14 protein-coding genes are annotated in these 17,912 nt (G+C 48.0%); 3 read left to right on the top strand and 11 right to left on the bottom strand.

Annotated features, from left to right (window positions below):
* Positions 1–88: 88 nt before the first annotated feature.
* On the top strand, positions 89–1,522 hold the full coding sequence (locus V6669_RS27160; protein ID WP_338588674.1) for a VanW family protein: 1,434 nt from the start codon (positions 89–91) through the stop codon (positions 1,520–1,522).
* A 149-nt stretch (positions 1,523–1,671) separates the two neighbouring features.
* On the opposite strand, the gene V6669_RS27165 is transcribed toward V6669_RS27160, so the two are convergent.
* The 4 genes from V6669_RS27165 to V6669_RS27180 all read right to left on the bottom strand — a co-directional run bounded on the left by V6669_RS27165 (position 1,672) and on the right by V6669_RS27180 (position 5,382).
* Positions 1,672–3,225 carry an MDR family MFS transporter gene (locus tag V6669_RS27165; RefSeq protein WP_338588675.1) on the bottom strand — a complete coding sequence of 518 codons (1,554 nt, stop codon included), beginning with the start codon at positions 3,223–3,225 and terminating at the stop codon, positions 1,672–1,674.
* 72 nt (positions 3,226–3,297) lie between these two features.
* Positions 3,298–3,981, bottom strand: coding sequence for a hypothetical protein (locus tag V6669_RS27170; RefSeq protein ID WP_338588676.1), 684 nt, complete (start codon positions 3,979–3,981; stop codon positions 3,298–3,300).
* A gap of 34 nt (positions 3,982–4,015) precedes the next feature.
* Entirely contained in the window at positions 4,016–4,744 is a 729-nt protein-coding gene (locus V6669_RS27175) for a polymer-forming cytoskeletal protein (RefSeq protein WP_338588677.1), read from the bottom strand.
* Between the two features lie 14 nt (positions 4,745–4,758).
* Positions 4,759–5,382, bottom strand: coding sequence for a YhbD family protein (locus V6669_RS27180; protein ID WP_282320125.1), 624 nt, complete (start codon positions 5,380–5,382; stop codon positions 4,759–4,761).
* A gap of 199 nt (positions 5,383–5,581) precedes the next feature.
* Between V6669_RS27180 and V6669_RS27185 the strand changes: the two genes are divergently transcribed.
* Entirely contained in the window at positions 5,582–6,370 is a 789-nt protein-coding gene (locus V6669_RS27185) for an alpha/beta hydrolase family protein (protein WP_338588678.1), read from the top strand.
* 201 nt (positions 6,371–6,571) lie between these two features.
* Here V6669_RS27185 and argH read toward each other — a convergent pair whose 3' ends face one another.
* From argH to argC, 7 genes are all read right to left on the bottom strand, one after another.
* On the bottom strand, positions 6,572–7,975 hold the full coding sequence (argH, locus tag V6669_RS27190) for an argininosuccinate lyase (protein WP_036612430.1): 1,404 nt from the start codon (positions 7,973–7,975) through the stop codon (positions 6,572–6,574).
* A gap of 106 nt (positions 7,976–8,081) precedes the next feature.
* Positions 8,082–9,317, bottom strand: coding sequence for an argininosuccinate synthase (locus tag V6669_RS27195; RefSeq protein ID WP_017692004.1), 1,236 nt, complete (start codon positions 9,315–9,317; stop codon positions 8,082–8,084).
* 324 nt (positions 9,318–9,641) lie between these two features.
* Complete coding sequence (gene argF / locus V6669_RS27200) at positions 9,642–10,607, bottom strand: ornithine carbamoyltransferase (RefSeq protein WP_017692003.1); 966 nt, start codon at positions 10,605–10,607, stop codon at positions 9,642–9,644.
* Positions 10,608–10,807: 200 nt separating this feature from the next.
* Complete coding sequence (locus V6669_RS27205) at positions 10,808–12,061, bottom strand: aspartate aminotransferase family protein (RefSeq protein ID WP_338588679.1); 1,254 nt, start codon at positions 12,059–12,061, stop codon at positions 10,808–10,810.
* Between the two features lie 367 nt (positions 12,062–12,428).
* Positions 12,429–13,268 (bottom strand): acetylglutamate kinase, encoded by an 840-nt coding sequence (gene argB, locus V6669_RS27210; protein WP_338588680.1) that lies wholly within the window; start codon positions 13,266–13,268, stop codon positions 12,429–12,431.
* Between the two features lie 317 nt (positions 13,269–13,585).
* A complete protein-coding gene (gene argJ, locus V6669_RS27215) occupies positions 13,586–14,824 on the bottom strand; it encodes a bifunctional glutamate N-acetyltransferase/amino-acid acetyltransferase ArgJ (RefSeq protein WP_338588681.1) in 1,239 nt (412 codons plus the stop codon).
* Between the two features lie 131 nt (positions 14,825–14,955).
* Positions 14,956–16,005 (bottom strand): N-acetyl-gamma-glutamyl-phosphate reductase, encoded by a 1,050-nt coding sequence (gene argC / locus V6669_RS27220; RefSeq protein ID WP_338588682.1) that lies wholly within the window; start codon positions 16,003–16,005, stop codon positions 14,956–14,958.
* Between the two features lie 331 nt (positions 16,006–16,336).
* On the opposite strand from argC, the gene cls reads away from it, so the two are divergent.
* Positions 16,337–17,785, top strand: coding sequence for a cardiolipin synthase (cls, locus tag V6669_RS27225; RefSeq protein ID WP_289390479.1), 1,449 nt, complete (start codon positions 16,337–16,339; stop codon positions 17,783–17,785).
* The last annotated feature ends 127 nt before the right edge of the window (positions 17,786–17,912 follow it).

A 17,912-nucleotide genomic window follows, 5' to 3' on the forward strand; every position in this document is an offset into this window, starting at 1 on the left:
AGTACCCGAAAGTTTTCCTGCATTGGATCATATATATAGAAAGTGTTACAAAGTGCGGAACAACAGAAGTATAAAGGAGCGTACGGTTATGAAAAAAATACATGTGACGGTCATTGTTCTATTCTCCATCCTCTTGATCGGCTCCGCGTCTTATGGATTGCTGTATATGTACGTGAATCAACCTGCCCTGCCCAAAGATGTTCATGTTGGCGGTATGCTGGTGGAGGGAAAGAATCGCAAGAACGTATTGCATGGATTAAATGAACAGATCCAAAAGCTGGAGGACTGGCCTGTTACCTTTGAAGTGGCTGAACCCGATCCCCAGACGATGACGTATACCGCAGCTCAGGTGGGGGTGAGTTACAACGTTAACAGCTTGGAATCCGCGATACAGCAGCTGGAGGAAGGTAACTTATGGGAACGCGCTTATGCACGTTATCATTTTCCGAAAGAGTTCTCTCTGGATATGAGCTACGACTTACAGCCACTTCAAGAACATCTCAGCCCTGCCTGGGAAAAAGAAACCTTCGGAACACCTGCGGACGCTGTTCGCCGCATTACCACAAATGACAAAGTCCAGTATATCCCGGAAAAGGGCGTTCGCCGGATTGATTGGGAAACACTCGGAAATCTCATTCAGACGAAGCTACACAAGGATTTCAGTGTACTGGGCCCGGATGAGAAACCTGCCCCATTGCTGATCCAGGTACCACTGTATACGCTGAAGCCTGAAGTAACCCTTGATTCGCTACGCCAGGAAGGCATTGACCGAAAGATCATCCAGTTCTCCACGGGTCTGGGCAATAGTAGTGAAGGCCGGATACATAATGTCAGCGCAGCGGCGGAAGCGATTAACGGCATGATTTTGCCACCGGATGCCACATTCGATTATGAGAAGATCATCCGTAAAGCGGAGAAGGATTATGGGTTTCGTGAGGCTCCGGTCATTGTTAATGGAAGACTAACCCCTGGAATTGGCGGGGGAATCTGCCAGGTATCCAGTACGGTGTATAACGCAGCACTGTTGACGGGTCTTGATATTATTGAGCGTCGCAACCATTCCCTGCCGGTCAAATATTTGCCAAAAGGGCTGGATGCCACCTTTGCCTCTGGAGCCATCAACTTTCGCTTCAAGAATAATACCGGAAAATCCTTGCTCATTCATGCAGAGGTGAAGAACCATCAATTGATGGTGAAATTTTTCGGCACATTCCCGGAGAATGTCAGCTATGCACTTGAATCTCGTACCATTGAAACATTAAGTGTTCCAGTAAAGTATGTGTCGAGTGCGGTACTGCCTGATGGTGCACAGCAGGTGCTGCAAGACGGACAGCCCGGATATATTGTCGAGACGGTAAGAACCAAAAGGCTGGACGGCAAAGTGGTCGAATCCAAAACGATTACACGGGACACGTACAAAGCTCAGAATCGCCTGATTGCCCGCTCCGGTCATAGCAGCCTGCCTGATCCACAAGGGCCTTCTGTGGTCGAGGACGGGATTAGCGATACAAAACAGCCTTAGGTTCCTTTTCTGAAGCCAACAAAAACAAAAAGACACACATCCCGTCCCTTTTGCAGGTACGCGAGAAGTGTGTCTTTCATGTTTTAAGCTAAGATAAGTTATTCGTTTTTATAAATTACGAGTAGCCGCTGTATCGTATGCATAACGGTTTAGTGACCGCCTGTGTATTCGCCTTGCTCTTCGCCTACAACCATCTTCTCTTTTCCCATGAAGAAGGAAGCAACCAGCGCGAGTGCAGCTGGAATTACAGCCCAGGCAAATAACTGCACGATGGAAGAAGACAGGGCATGTGTGATGGTATCCAGCACCTGAGGCGGAATCGCCTGTCTGAGTTCTGGTGAGAGCAACGCATGTGGATCGGTCAGATCCACTCCCTGAGGCACGCCACCCGCTGAAGCACCCCCTGCTTCCGCAGCTGAACCAGCGAGAGCATCGTTCATTTTACGCGTAAATACCTGGCTCTGTACGATACCAAAAATCGTAATGCCCATCGTCATGCCGAGGGACCGCAAAAAGTTAAGTGTGGAGCTTGCTGCTCCTCGTCTTTGCGGTTCAAACGCATTCATGGCTGCATTGCTGAGTACCGAGAACGAGGCACCGACACCAAGACCAACCATCACCATGTAGATACGTATCGTCCAAAGGGATGAATTCTCATCCAACGTAGTCAGCAATCCGAGTCCAATGACAAGCAAGGCCAACGTAGGGATCATGATATTGCGATACTTGATTTTGGTCATCAACACCCCGCCCAGGGACGCCGTCACCACAGACCCAAGCATCATGGGCAGCAGCACAAGACCGGAGTTGGTCGCTTTACCACCAAGTACCCCCTGTATGAAGATCGGAATGTACACGGATGCTGTAATGAACGCCGCACCACTGAACATACCAATAACGTTACTGGACCAGTAGACCCGGTTGCGGAACATGCTGAAGGAGATAATCGGTTCTTTGGCTTTGGTTTCTGCAAAGAGGAAGAGCAGCGCTAATGCTACAAATCCGGCAAACAAGCCAAGAATCTGCCAGGAACCCCAGGCAAATGTTTTGCCGCCCAGTTCCAGACCAAAGATCAGGCACACAACAGCACCGATCAGCGTTACAGCACCCAGCCAGTCGATCTGTTGGGATTGATGCTGATGAGACTCCTTGTAGAAGAAGGCAATAAACACAAATGCAATCAAGCCTAGCGGCAGGTTGATGTAGAATACCCATTCCCATGTCGCATACTGGGTAATGTAAGCACCGAGCAGAGGTCCAAATACGCTGGACAAGCCAAAGACCGCTCCAAACAATCCACCCAATTTACCACGAGATTCTGGTGCAACGACATCAAACATGATCGTAAAGGCAATCGGCACCAGGGCCCCCGCACCAATACCTTGAATCGCTCTGTACATCGTCAATTCCACAATAGACGTTGCCGTTCCGCACAGCGCTGAGCCAAGCATAAACACAATAATACCAAATACAAAAAACTTCTTCCGTCCATACATATCGGATAGCTTACCGAATATCGGCATCCCTGCCATCTCAGCCACCATGTACGCGGAGGTAACCCAGACGAACTTGTCGAGCCCACCCAGCTTCCCGACAATGTCCCCCATAGCTGTTGCCACGATGGTGTTATCCATGGAAGCCATAAGTATGCTGAGCAGTAACCCTGCCAGCACCAATCCAATACTGTTTTTACGTGCAACCATTGTACTCAATCTCTCCATTCACGCTCTATTCATATGACTGCATTAGTATATCCGAAAAGAAGTTTTCGTTAATCAGTCCAAGGACCGATTGCTTTGCAGCAAAACTTCCGATTGCGGATGAATTTGCAGAGATGAACGGTATTCCACTGTACCAATCCGGCAGCCAGGACCGATTTTTATTTTATCGCCACGGACAATCTCGGCTTCCGTATTCTCTAATTCAATGTCGTCACCTTCGATAATCTGTGCTTTAAGAATTGATTTATTCCCCGTAAACAAGTCATTCAACCGGCCACTCTTCACCGAGATGATGGAACCGCCCATTTCTTTGACCTCGGATGGACCCATGATTTTGAGCGTCATGTGTTCAGCGCTGAGCATCCCCGCTATCGTCAAACGCCCGTTCAGCTTGATATTTTCTGCCTGACAATCCCCTAACAGATGAAGTTCGCCTACCACTTTTATATGCTCAGCTTTGGCATGCAGGCCAGATGCCTGGATTCCATCCTCAACATCGTTGCTGGCCTCTCGCTCTTTCAGTGTAAGGGTGCCGGTAATTTTAATATCTGTGGATTCAAGCGATCCGTATATGACCGATGTACCCGTACATTTGAATCGATCACAAGATAGATTGTCGTTAAAGGACGCGTCCCCTACGACCTTGATCTTGCCGTACACGCCACCAGAAGAACTGCCATCACCAACGATGCTGATATCCATTTTTTTGTCCAATGAACGCCCAGGATTGTTATTCATGTCGATCCCATCCCTTTCTCTCCATATCCAAACTTTAAATTCGCTGACTGCTGCCCACCTTGGCATCCTGATCTATCTCAAGTTCACCTGAATACTCGACAAGCCTGATGTTACAGCCGCGACCGATAAAAATGTTACTCCCCCGAACAATGTCAGCTTCGGTATCTTCCAGCACAATCTCATCACCCTCAATTAAGGATGTCTTAAAAGAAGGGGTCCCGCCCAGACCAATACTTTTCCAAAATCCATTCTGTTGTTCCTTGCGACGAATATCGATACGCTCTCCGCCAATCTCTTTAGCCGAAGAAGATGTATGCAGCCTGATCTCCACTGTTCCCGCATTCAGTAAGCCGCTGATCTTAATATTGCCCCGTACATTCAGGGACTCACATTGGACATCCCCTTCAATATCGATCACACCGCCAATATCAATTCGTTCCCCATCCACTCTTCCACGTACGGTACACTTTCCGTTCACTTCAAGCTCAGGGCATAGGAGATCTCCGTTAATCGTCGTCATGCCATCCACCCGAACACGAGAACTGGTCAAAGGACCGTTCAACGTACACATGCCGTTAATCGTTGCACTTTCGGAGCTCAAAGCGCCGTGCATCTTCAATGTTCCATTTACTTCCATAGAGGTGCAGTCCAGGTTGCCGTTCACCTTAGCCATGCCATCAATAGATACACGGTGAAAATTCCCGCCTGCCGTTTGACTTATGCCCGACACATTCAGATCATTCCGCTTATTCCGCTCTTCCATAGATGATCCTCTCCTTATCCCAATTTGAGTTTTAATTCTTCCATAAATGTTCCCATCGGCTGCCTAAGAACCACTTTCACACCATTGTCAAAATAAAACTCCGTTCCTGCTGTTATCAGCATGAATGAAGGAACACCCATCTTACGAATAAGCACGAGTTCGCTCGGTTTGCCTGTAAAACGATAATAATGTTCAGACATCACTTCGATCAGCAACGCACCCTCTTGCCGAGTAATATCTCCGCTCATTAACAGCTTATCAAGGACGTAGAGCATCATAATCTGTTCCAAAGCATACAGCGGTTGTTCCCGACCTGCTTCTTTCAACAGATCCAGCGAGATTTGTGAAACAATGTTTCGCTCTAACAGTTGTTGTGCAGACATCTCCACTTCACCCAACGTAGGTGAGAAGACGTCTGCCAGCTCATCCAGCGATAATCCGTCTTTCATATTGAGAATCTTGTCAATGCGCAGTAAAATCTGTTGTTTGGGAAAAAAGGTCTCTTGTCCGGTGTAGGACGACTTCCGAATGAACCATTCTTCCGGAATGAGATTTTTCCGCTTCCAACGGTATAACTGGCCGTATGAGATTCCTGTCAGGTCCAACAATTCTTTCTTGGAGATCAAATCATCCGTCATATATGGTCCCCCTTTTTATTGAAATGAGTGTAACATAACATTGTTACGTTGTAAACCAATCTTGGTATTGCATTGATTAAGTAATGCGTATAACCTGTTACATATAAACACTTTGGAGGCCTAGGCATCCGATTTCCATCCCATCGTCTCATGTCAGAACACGTGGTTAACGAACTTATGAAAGGGGTTTCTTATACTCATGGCACTTATTAAATGTGATTTTTACTCGGATACACTCGGGCTTAGCACCAGCATGCATGTCATTCTGCCGCAACAAACCCACAATCAGATCGGTATGGAGAATGTGACTGGCAAAGGGTTGCACCCAACCCTGTACCTGTTGCACGGTCTGTCTGATGATGATTCCATCTGGCTGCGCCGGACTTCCATTGAACGTTATGTGGCCAATCTCGGGATTGCCGTTGTTATGCCACAGGTACATCGCAGCTTCTATACGGATATGGTGGAAGGTGGAAAGTACTGGACGTTTATCAGTGAGGAACTGCCAGCACTCGCTCGCTCTTTCTTCCCATTGTCACCAAAGCGTGAGGATAACTTCGTTGCAGGTTTATCCATGGGTGGTTACGGTGCATTCAAGCTGGCTCTTCGCAAACCGGATCAATACGCTGCAGCTGCAAGTTTGTCCGGAGCACTCGATATGTCTGCACATATGGATAGAAATGCATCCTCAGCATTACAACAGACGGAGTTACAGCGAATTTTCGGACCCGAGGTGGCAGGTACAGAGAACGATCTGATCCATCTGTTAAAAGAAAATCAATCTAGCGAAAGTCCTCGACCTTTGCTCTACCAATGTTGCGGAACGGAAGATTTCCTGTATGAGGATAATCAAACCTTCCGGCATGCCTGTGAACAAACGAACTTCGCATTGACATACGAGGAAGGGCCTGGTGAACATGAGTGGGGCTACTGGGATGCCAAGATCCAGGATGTATTGAAATGGTTGCCTTTGCCCAAGCACGATTAGTCGATCATTGGGAGCTACTGAGGATAAAGAAGGCTGGTACTCCGATGACAGAACAACCTTCCTTCCGTTCGCGGTTGAGTTGAATATATTTAAAACATATCGCTGTAAAACACAAAAAGCAGGCCGCTGAGAACAAAGTTCTCTGGCCTGCTTTTTTATTGTACTGTCGTATCTGTATGGTAACCTATTGTAACCGTGACATTAACCGCGGTTCGTAATCCATTGCTCGGTAATCTCCAGTACCTTCTCACTACGTCCAATGGCTTCAGCCACTTGACCCGAAGCTGTTCCGCCGTAAACATTACGAGCGTTCACTACCGCTTCCGGTTGCAGCACGTCATAGATCCGGTCATCGAACAGTGGTGAGAACTGACGGAATTCATCAATCGTCAGATCCAGCAAATACTTGCTGTTCTGGATGCAGTACAGCACTGTTTTACCAATCACTTCGTGTGCCTGACGGAAAGGCAAACCTTCGCCCACGAGGAAGTCGGCAATATCCGTAGCGTTGGAGAAATCCTGGTTGACCGCTTGACGCATACGATCTTTGTTCACTGTCATTGTTGCGATCATTGGAGCAAACAGTTGCAATGCACCTTCCAGCGTCGCTACAGTATCAAACATGCCTTCTTTGTCTTCCTGCATGTCTTTGTTGTATGCCAGTGGAAGAGATTTCAATACTGTCAGCAAACCAATCAGGTTGCCGTACACACGTCCTGTTTTACCACGAACGAGTTCAGGAACGTCCGGGTTTTTCTTCTGAGGCATAATGCTGCTGCCTGTGCAGAACGCATCGTCCAGTTCAACGAAACCAAACTCTGTGCTGCTCCACAGTACCAGCTCTTCACTCAGACGGGACAAGTGAGTCATGATCAGCGAAGCTGCTGCCAGAAACTCAACGATGAAGTCACGGTCGCTTACTGCGTCCAGACTGTTCTCGTACACGCCATCAAAGCCCAATTGTTCCGCGACAAAATGACGGTCAATCGGGAATGTTGTGCCCGCGAGCGCACCTGCGCCCAGTGGCAGGATGTTAATGCGTTTGTAGCTGTCCATCAGACGCTCAGCATCCCGTTGGAACATGGATACATACGCCATCAGGTGATGGGCGAACAGAATCGGCTGGGCCCGTTGAAGATGCGTATAACCCGGTACGATAGTATCGAGGTTATCTTTCGCTTGTCCAATCAGTGCTTCCTGCAAGGAATGCAACATGCCTACAAAGCCAACCACCCGCTCGCGCAGGTATAGGTGCATATCCGTTGCAACCTGGTCGTTCCGGCTACGGCCTGTATGTAGTTTACCGCCTACAGGGCCAATCGTTTCGATCAGGTTTTTCTCAATATTCATGTGGATGTCTTCGTCCGATACGGAGAATTCCACTTCACCTGCACGGATTTTGTGCAAAACGGTGATCAGACCTTCTTTGATGGTCTCTACATCTTCCGCCGGAAGAATACCGCATTTGCCCAGCATCGTCACATGGGCCAGACTGCCCTGGATATCTTCCTCAGCCAAAGCTTTGTCAAAATTGATCGATGCCGTATATTCCTCAACCAAATGATTGGTTTGTTTTGTAAAACGTCCTCCCCACAGCTTGCTCACAGTGAGTACTCCCCTTTCGCTCATGGACAAAGCCGCTCCTGCCAGATGTGCAAGAACGGCCTGCCTTGTCATTTATATTGATGTAGCTCTAGTATGCAGGTTGAAATTAGTTTTTGTTTTGCTCCACGCCGGAGTTTACTTTCAAACGCAGTGCATTCAGGCGGATAAAGCCTGTTGCATCGCCTTGATCGTAGGCTTGTGTTGGATCAGCTTCCATCGTTGCGATGTCCGGATTGTAAAGGCTGACAGGACTTTTCACACCTGCGCCGATGATGTTGCCTTTGTACAGTTTCACACGAACCGTACCTGTTACGTTCTTCTGGCTTTCAGTCACCAGCGCTTGCAATGCAAGACGCTCTGGTGCGAACCAGAAACCGTTGTATACCAGTGTGCTGTAACGTGTGATCAGGCTGTCACGCAGGTTCATCACTTCACGGTCCATCGTGATGGATTCCATTTTGCGATGTGCGGTGAACAAGATTGTTCCACCTGGTGTTTCGTACACGCCACGGCTCTTCATACCAACAAAACGGTTCTCAACCATATCTACACGGCCAATACCATGTTTACCACCCAGTTCATTCAGTTGCTCCATCACTTGCAGTGGGCTCAAGCGCTCACCGTTCAGTGCAACACAGTCACCTTGTTCGAATTCCAGTTCAACATATTCCGCTTGATCTGGTGCATCTTCAGGTGCACTGCTCAGCAGGAACATGTCTTTGTTTTCGTCCGCGCTTGGATCGAACCAAGGATCTTCAAGCACACCGCTCTCATAGCTGATATGCAGCAAGTTACGGTCTGTGGAGTATGGTTTAGCCGCAGATGCGGTTACCGGAATGCCATGTTTTTCAGCGTAAGCAATCATCTCGGCACGTCCCGGGAATTGGTTACGGAATTCTTCCAGACGCCAAGGTGCAATTACGTTAATGTCTGGTGTCAGCGCAGCCGCGTTCAGCTCAAAACGAACTTGGTCATTTCCTTTACCTGTAGCGCCGTGAGCGATGGCTGTAGCACCTTCTGCACGAGCGATATCCACCATGCGTTTAGCGATCAGTGGACGAGCGATACTTGTACCGAGCAGGTATTGTCCTTCATAAAGGGCACCCGCCTGGAACATCGGATAGATGAAATCTTTTGCGAACTCATCGCGCAGATCGTCAATGTATACTTTGGAAGCACCTGTTGCCAGTGCTTTTTCCTCCAAGCCATCCAGTTCGTCCTTTTGTCCAATATCCGCAGTGAATGCGATAATCTCAGCATCATACGTTTCTTTCAACCATTTCAAAATTACAGATGTGTCCAACCCGCCTGAATACGCGAGTACAATTTTTTCCTTAGCCATGTTCGATGGTCCTCCCCAAGATCAGTTAAGTTAAACAGAGCCTTCATACACTGAATCCTACGAGCCAGAAAGCCCTTCCGATCATTGTTATCCCCAGATTTTTTCATCCCTTTATGATAAAGGGGAAAATCCGGGGATAGCCTATGCTTCCGATGCAGCTTTCTTTCAGAAAGCTTTCAGGTGCACGCTTCGCTTCTTCAGGCTTTTTCTATCTCTCCGTTGTTGTGTATGCTTCTTATTTAACTAACTTTTTAAAGTGCATTATAGATGAATCTATCATCGCGAAATCTGCGCCTAAAATCAACCCATTCAATGAAATAGCAGCTATTCGCTCATTAACGCAGCCATTAATGCTTTCTGTGCATGCAAGCGATTCTCCGCCTGATCAAAGATCAGGGAGTTCGGTCCGTCAATTACACCGGCACTCACTTCTTCGCCGCGGTGTGCTGGCAGACAATGCAAGAACATGTAGTCCGGCTTCGCGCCTTTCATCAGTTCCTCGTCCACTTGATATGCCGCAAATGCCTGCTCACGAATCTTCTGCTCTTCTTCAAAGCCCATGCTTGCCCATACATCCGTGTACACGATATCTGCATCTTTGGCTGCTTCTTGTGCACTGTAGGTTACAGTCACTTCAGAACCGCTCTCCTGTGCGATAATGCGTGCCTGCTCCACAACTGCACTATCCGGCTCATAACCTTCTGGCGTTGCTACAGCAACATGCATTCCCATCTTCGCTGCACCGAGCATCAGGGAGTGTGCCATATTGTTGCCATCTCCGATGTAGGCCATTTTCAGACCTGCCAGCTTGCCTTTGTGCTCCAGCACCGTTTGGAAGTCCGCCAGTACCTGGCAAGGATGCGCCGCATCGCTCAGGCCGTTAATGACCGGCACATCCGCATGCTCTGCCAGTTCAGTTACATTATGGTGTCCAAAGGTACGGATCATGATGCCGTCCAGGTAACGGGACAATACTTTGGCTGTATCATGTGTTGTTTCCCCACGACCCAGTTGGATATCATTTTTGCTCAGGAAGAGCGCGTGTCCACCCAATTGGAACATGCCCACTTCAAAGGATACACGCGTACGTGTGGATGATTTTTCAAAAATAAGTCCTATCGTTTTACCTTTCAACGGTTGAAAAGGTACACCGCTTTTTTGCTTGCCTTTAATCTCAATCGCGAGATCAAGCAGATAACGAATCTCCTCTGCCGTGTAGTCCGTGAATTCGATAAAATCCCGGCCTCTCAGATCAATCTTTTGAACCTTTTCCGTCTGTTGTGCTGTCATGTATAATGTCCTCCTTATTTCCGGTTCCCTGCACCCGCATGGGCAGAAGAGAGAGCAACGTTAACACTTTGTCTTGGCGCTTCTCAAGTTTATTCCATTTCCACCTTCTGCAAGTTCACCACGCGGCTACAGGGATTCATCATCTCATTCTGCTTCGAGGCCGGTAATGGCCCCGAGACAGAAAGGTTCTCATTTTTATATTAGGCTTTCGCCGCTACATGCTCTTCGATCAATGTGCCTACCAGCGATACGGCCTCGTCGATCTCTTCTTTGCTCACATACAGGTTCGGAAGCAAACGAATCACATTCGGTCCTGCAGAGACGAACAAGATACCGCGTTTTTGCCCAGCAAGCACAATATCACCTACCGGCTCAGCGCATTCGATGCCGATCAACAATCCCAAGCCGCGAACTTCCTTCACAAAGGAATTGCCCGCCAAACGTTTCCGCAGGGAGCTCATCAGGTATTCACCCATCTCCGCTGCGCGCTCTGGCAAACGATCTTCCAGCATCGTTTCGATTGTTGCAATCACAACGGATGAAGCAAGTGGTGTTCCACCAAATGTTGTCGCATGGCTACCTGGTGTGAACGCATCCCGCAGGAAACCTTTACCCAGCATCGCGCCTACAGGGAAACCACTACCGATACCTTTGGCAACGGTGAACACGTCTGGCTCAATACCATAATGTTCGTGTGCAAACAGTTTACCCGTACGTCCCATTCCTGTTTGTACTTCATCAACAATGAGCAACAATCCATACTCGTCACACAATTTCCGTACATGTTTGACGAATTCCGGCTCAACAGGATATACACCACCCTCAGCTTGAACCATTTCCAGCATAATAGCTGCTGTGTTGGGTCCAATTGCCGCTTCAAGGGCAGGGATATCATGCAAAGGTACAGTTACAAATCCGGCTGGCAATGGCAAAAATCCTTCTTTTACCTTATCCTGTCCGGTTGCTGTCAGTGTAGCGAGTGTCCGTCCATGGAAGGACTGGGCAAATGTGATCACTTCATAACGATCTGTGCCTTTCACCTTCTGGTGATAACGACGGGCTACTTTAATAGCCGCTTCGTTCGCTTCGGCACCACTGTTACAGAAGAACACTGCGTCAGCGCATGTATTGGCTGTCAGCAATGCTGCTGCCTTCTCCTGGCCTGGAATCTGGAACAGATTGGATACATGCCACAGCTCATCAATCTGAGCTTTCAGCTTGGCTCCAACTTTCTCCGGTGTATGGCCCAGGCTAGTTACAGCGAGGCCACACATGAAATCGAGATAACGGTTGCCCCGATCATCCCACAACCAGCTGCCTTTACCTTTGACCAGACTGATTGGATAACGCGCATACGTTTGGAAAAGCGAGCTTTCCGTCTGTCCCGCTGCACCTGTTGCTGTTGCGCCCGCTACCGCTGTGCCAGAACCTGGCTGTTCGTTGCCTTTTGCCATGACCATATCACTCCTTATTGGTTGGTGCACGAGCAATTATATAAGAAACCTGATTTACACTAGATCACCCGATTGCAGAACTATTTTTCGAACGTATGCATACTTCCACTTCGATGACAGAACAACCTTCTGATCGCTGTTATCCCCGGATTTTTTTTATTGCCCCTTAAAGGGGAAAATCCGGGGATAAAGGCGCACGCTTCGCTTCGCTTCTTCAGGTTATTTCTGTCCTCTACGTTATGCATTTTTATTCTTCAGTTTGGTTCTGCACCCTACGTTATTGTGTGTGTAATATTTGATTTCTTATATAAAAAAGCCGTGCACATATTTTTTATTTACTATCAGACCATGAATACCCAAGTGAACCTTATTGCATACGGATGATTTTTGTTCCGATGATTTCTCCGCCGAGCACGCGGCTCAGGATTTGGGGTTCGCTGCCGTCTACGATGACGACCTCACGTACTTGGCCATGGATACAAGCGATAGCTGCACGTACTTTGGGAATCATGCCGCCATAGATTTCTCCGGTCTGGATCATGTCCTCAATCTCTTGTACAGATACGGATGGCAGCACTTTTTTCTCACCGCCTACGTTCTTCATAATGCCAGGAACGTCAGTCACGACAATCATCCGACTTACGCCGAGATGAGACGCCACTGCACCCGCAGCTGTATCTGCGTTAATGTTGTAGCGTTGTCCGGTTGCATCTACACCAACTGGTGCGATAACTGGCATGTAACCCATGTTCACGATACCTTGAATAATCTCTGCATTCACACCAGTGACATCGCCTACCCAACCGATCTCTGCGTGGTTTGTAACAGGTTTAGCCTGAATCAGGCCACCGTCCACGCCAGACAAGCCTAGTGCACGACCACCAACACGTTGAATCAAACGCACGATCTGTTTGTTGATACTTCCAGCGAGTACCATCTCCACTACGTCCAGCACAGGTTCAGTTGTTTTGCGCAGGCCGTTAACGAATTCGGTTTCGATGCCAAGCTTCGCCAGGTTATCTGAGATTGCAGGACCTCCACCATGTACGATGACTGGCTGTGTGCCCTGAGACTGCATATCACGCAGATCCGCAAAGAAAGACTCGGGCAATGCCGCCAGCGTGCTGCCTCCACATTTCATGACAAACATCTGTTTCTCTGTGCTCGCTTCCGTTGCGGTACTCTTGTTTGGCATTGTTGAATTCATGAGGGCAAGCTCCTTCCGTTCAAATATTCTAAAAGGTTTAACACTTAATAAATCCATGTTAGACGGGTCTAGCCGTTACAAATTCGGATCGTTCTTTTGATCGCTGTTGTCTCCAGGTTTTTTTGATTCCCATATTTAAAGGGAAAACCCGGAGACAAAGGCGCACGCTTCGCTTCTTCAGAATCGATTCCGACTTTTTCACTACCCCCGTCAATGATCAAACTAAAAAGTTTAATCCTTATAGATGTTCTACATATTTTTACAAAGCAGCTTTTCAATCATGAAGCTGCTAGATTATTAAAACTAAATACAAAATATTACGTGCGGTATGCTGCGTTAATTCGGACGTAGTCATACGTCAGGTCGCAGCCCCATGCTGTTGCAGTACCTTCGCCGTGGTGCAGATCCACCACAATGCGAACTGTATCGGTCTGCAAATAAGCCAATGCCAATTCTTCGTCAAACACGACTGGGCGGGACTGCGCGAGTACCGAGATATCTCCCAAACGGATATCTACTTTATCCGGGTTTACTGGCTGTCCTGCACGCCCTACGGCTGCAATAATCCGTCCCCAGTTGGCATCTGCGCCGAACATGGCGGATTTCACCAAACTGGAACCGATGACGGTTTTGGCAATTGCCTGTGCGGATTCATCACTTACTGCACCTGTAACTTCTACCTCAACCAGTTTGGTTGCTCCTTCACCATCGCGAGCAATGGCTTTGGCCAGCACTTGGCATACATAGGTGAAGCCTGCTGCAAAAGCTTCCCAATCCGGGTGATCCATCGTCAGCTCTTCATTGCCTGCATATCCACTGGACATGGCTACCAGCATGTCGTTTGTACTTGTATCCCCATCAACGGTAATCATGTTGAATGTGTGATTCGTTGCCTGGCGCAGCAGGCGCTGCAACGCTTCTGCACCAATGACCGCGTCAGAGGTCATGAAAGCGAGCATTGTCGCCATATTCGGATGAATCATACCCGAGCCTTTGGCGGCTCCCGCAATCGTAACCATCTTGCCGTTAACCATAACGGAGACGCAGGCTTCCTTTTTCACCAAATCCGTTGTCAGAATCGCTTGTGAAAATTGTTCCGCCTCATTCGACTCCTTGCCCATATGTGCTGGAAGTCCGGTGATGCCTGAATGTACAGCATCCATTTTGAGCAATTCCCCAATGACACCTGTGGATGCCACAGCCACGTCCTCATCCGCCACACCCAACTCACGCGCAGCAGCCGAACGCATCGCATAAGCATCTTCTTCCCCTTGTTGCCCTGTACATGCATTGGCATTACCACTGTTAACGATAACAGCTTGAAGGCGTCCGTTGCTCAAGCTTTCGCGCGTTACTTTGAGTGGTGCGGCCTGAAACACGTTCGTTGTGTATACAGCAGCAGCTGTAGCAGGTACATCACAGCGGATCGCTCCGATGTCATTACGAGATGTCTTTTTCAATCCGCAGTGAAGTCCACCAGCAGTGAATCCCCCAGGGGTTACAATTGTTCCGTTCTCAACCACGGTAAAGTTCTGTTGCTCCACATTCGTTCCCATATCATATCCCCCGTATGCGTTCAGCTATATGCCGATGATCCGCCTGCTTAACCTGATCCGTTCTCCCTAAAAGACTCTGAGAGAGCACTTTTACACCGAATGTTCCAGTGCTCCTCCTGAATTCCAATCCCTTATGGATATACCGGTGTCATGTTCAGCCCGAGGTTCTCCTCCCATCCCATCATCAGGTTCATATTTTGAATCGCTTGCCCGGAAGCACCCTTCACCAGGTTGTCGATGACCGAAATAATCGTCAAACGCCCTGTGCGAGGATCTACCGCAAATCCGATATCACAATAGTTGGATCCGTACACTTCTTTGGTAGAAGGCCAGATGCCCGGTTCACGTACACGTACAAAAGGTCTGTTCTCATAATATTTACGATACAGATTCACGATCTCCCGGTCGCTGTGTTCCCCAACGAGTTTTGCATACATCGTACTCATGATTCCACGTGTCATTGGCACCAGTTGTGTTGTAAAGGTAACCGTAACAGGCGTTCCTGTTATATCACCAAGCACTTGTTCAATCTCGGGAATATGTTGGTGTTTGTTCAGTTTATAGGCTTTGAAATTTTCATTCATCTCTGCATAATGGTTTGTCAGACTTGTTCCGCGTCCTGCACCGGATACGCCTGATTTAGCATCAATTATAATTGTAGAAGGATCAATCCAGCCTGCCTCTACTGCAGGGATCAGTCCAAGAAGTGTAGCTGTTGGATAACAGCCTGGGTTGGATATAAAATTCTGTCCCTTCACTTCTTCGCCATACACCTCAGCCATGCCGTATACCGCTTGTTCCAGCAAATCAGCTGAAGGCGCCGGATGTTTGTACCACTCTTCGTACACTGTTCCATCCTTGAGTCTGAAATCGCCAGACAGGTCAATCACCTTAAGTCCTGCTGCCAGCAGGCTTGGTACGAGCTTTGCACTTACGCCGGACGGGGTCGCTGTGAATACCAGATCCGCACGACTCGCAATTTCAGCCGGATCTACACCGTCGAGTGGCCTGTGAATCACATCCGTCAAATGCGGGAATCCATCTGCGATGGACTCACCACTGCTCGATGATGAGATCACCGATGTGATTTCAACCAGCGGATGGTTCTGGAAAAAACGAATCAGCTCCACCCCGCCGTAGCCGGTGGAACCGACGATTGCTACTTTTAATTTGTTATTCACTCTCGCTCCCCCAATCTCGATGTATGCGCTACTTGTGCTATGCCCTTGCATGAATGAGGCCTGAACACAGCAATTCCGTCGCTTATATGCATATTTGTGTATTATTATACGACTCTGGTTATATAAATACAACACTCTATCATCAATTTCACATGGATTTCCATCCAATCCGAACATATCTTTTTTTAACATCCGGGACGAATAGGTATACTTCTGTTAAAATACGTATTAGTAGGAAACATTACAATCAGGGTCTCATTCATAACTAACCTGCTAATCAAGGACATATGAATAGATTCATGATGGTCATTATGAGACGTGGGGGACTATAGTGCATATTGAATCCATTTTACTTATTGTACTCCTTGGCCTGAATATTATTTTTGCCGCAGCAGTCGTTTTCTTCGAACGGAAGGATGCCAGCGCTTCCTGGGCTTGGCTGCTCGTCTTGAACTTTATTCCGGTGTTTGGGTTTGTACTTTATCTTTTAACCGGTCAGAATCTGACCCGATACCGGCTTTTCCAGTGGAAAGAACGAAAGAAGCTCGGGCTAGAGGAACGTATTGAAGCCCAGCTCACGCAGTTGCACGATAACCGCACCCCTTTCCGCAACCAAGCAACCGAGAGTAGCCAGGACATGATCTATATGAACCTGAAGCAGAACGGCGCTCTGTTAACGGAGGATAATGCGGTTGAGATCATTACGGACGGAACAGACAAGTTCCAACGGCTCTTGGATGACATCGAAGCGGCTCAGGATCACGTGCACGTACAATACTACATTTATAGAGGCGACCGTCTGGGCAAAAGAATTCGGGATGCACTTATCCGCAAAGCGCGGGAAGGTATCAAAGTCCGTTTACTGTATGACGCGCTCGGATCGCGGCGGGTATCAAAACGCTTTTTCAAAGAATTGCGCGAGGCAGGCGGTTTGGTTGAAGTCTTTTTCCCCTCCAAATTCAGTCTGATCAACTTGCGTATGAACTACCGGAACCACCGGAAGATTGTCATCATCGATGGTAACCTTGGGTACACAGGCGGGTTTAATGTCGGAGATGAGTATCTCGGCTTAAACTCGAAATTCGGTTACTGGCGCGACACACATCTGCGTATTCAGGGGAATGCCGTTCATGCGCTGCAGACCCGTTTCCTCCTGGATTGGAACGAAGCTTCCAAGCAACACGACACACCTTATGTTCCGGCGCATTTCCCTCATATCGAGGGCACAGGAAAGATTGCCATGCAGATTGTCTCCAGTGGACCGGATGCAGAGACCGAGCATATCAAGAACAGTTATCTCAAGATGATTAATGGTGCCAAACATTCGATTCTGATTCAAACACCTTATTTTATCCCGGATGCCAGTGTATTCGAAGCTATTCGTCTCGCGTGTCTGTCCGGCATAGATGTTCGCATCATGATTCCAAATAAACCCGACCATGCCTTTGTATATTGGGCTACGTTATCTTATATTGGTGAGTTGTTAAAAGTTGGCGCCAAAGTATTTATATATGATAATGGCTTCATTCATGCCAAAACACTTATCATTGACAGTTTGGTTGCATCCGTGGGAACCGCCAATATAGACTACCGCAGTTTCCGCTTGAACTTTGAGGTTAATGCCTTTATGTACGATGAGACGATTGCGACAGCACTTGTACAAACCTTTGAGCACGACCTGCATGTATCGCGGGAAATGACGCTCGATGAATACCAAAAACGCAGTCTGATTATCCGCTTCAAAGAAGCCATTTCCCGTCTGCTGTCTCCGATTCTGTAGTGGTGGCACTCCGATGACAGAACATCCTTCCGATCGCTGTTATCCCCAGATTTTTTTGATTCTCTATTCTAAAGGGGGAAAATCCGGGGATAAAGCCGAACGTTCCACTTCTTCAGGATATTTCTGT

The organism is Paenibacillus sp. Y5S-9 (assembly GCF_036894235.1).
In the GTDB taxonomy this organism is placed as follows: Bacteria; Bacillota; Bacilli; order Paenibacillales; family Paenibacillaceae; genus Paenibacillus.

Coding starts and splice junctions, on each gene's coding strand:
- V6669_RS27175 (WP_338588677.1), bottom strand. CDS start 4,744: ATGGAAGAGCGGAATAAGCGGAATGATCTGAATGTGTCGGGCATAAGT.
- argJ (WP_338588681.1), bottom strand. CDS start 14,824: ATGGGAACGAATGTGGAGCAACAGAACTTTACCGTGGTTGAGAACGGA.
- V6669_RS27165 (WP_338588675.1), bottom strand. CDS start 3,225: ATGGTTGCACGTAAAAACAGTATTGGATTGGTGCTGGCAGGGTTACTG.
- V6669_RS27160 (WP_338588674.1), top strand. CDS start 89: ATGAAAAAAATACATGTGACGGTCATTGTTCTATTCTCCATCCTCTTG.
- V6669_RS27170 (WP_338588676.1), bottom strand. CDS start 3,981: ATGAATAACAATCCTGGGCGTTCATTGGACAAAAAAATGGATATCAGC.
- V6669_RS27185 (WP_338588678.1), top strand. CDS start 5,582: ATGGCACTTATTAAATGTGATTTTTACTCGGATACACTCGGGCTTAGC.
- V6669_RS27180 (WP_282320125.1), bottom strand. CDS start 5,382: ATGACGGATGATTTGATCTCCAAGAAAGAATTGTTGGACCTGACAGGA.
- argF (WP_017692003.1), bottom strand. CDS start 10,607: ATGACAGCACAACAGACGGAAAAGGTTCAAAAGATTGATCTGAGAGGC.
- V6669_RS27205 (WP_338588679.1), bottom strand. CDS start 12,061: ATGGCAAAAGGCAACGAACAGCCAGGTTCTGGCACAGCGGTAGCGGGC.
- argB (WP_338588680.1), bottom strand. CDS start 13,268: ATGAATTCAACAATGCCAAACAAGAGTACCGCAACGGAAGCGAGCACA.
- V6669_RS27195 (WP_017692004.1), bottom strand. CDS start 9,317: ATGGCTAAGGAAAAAATTGTACTCGCGTATTCAGGCGGGTTGGACACA.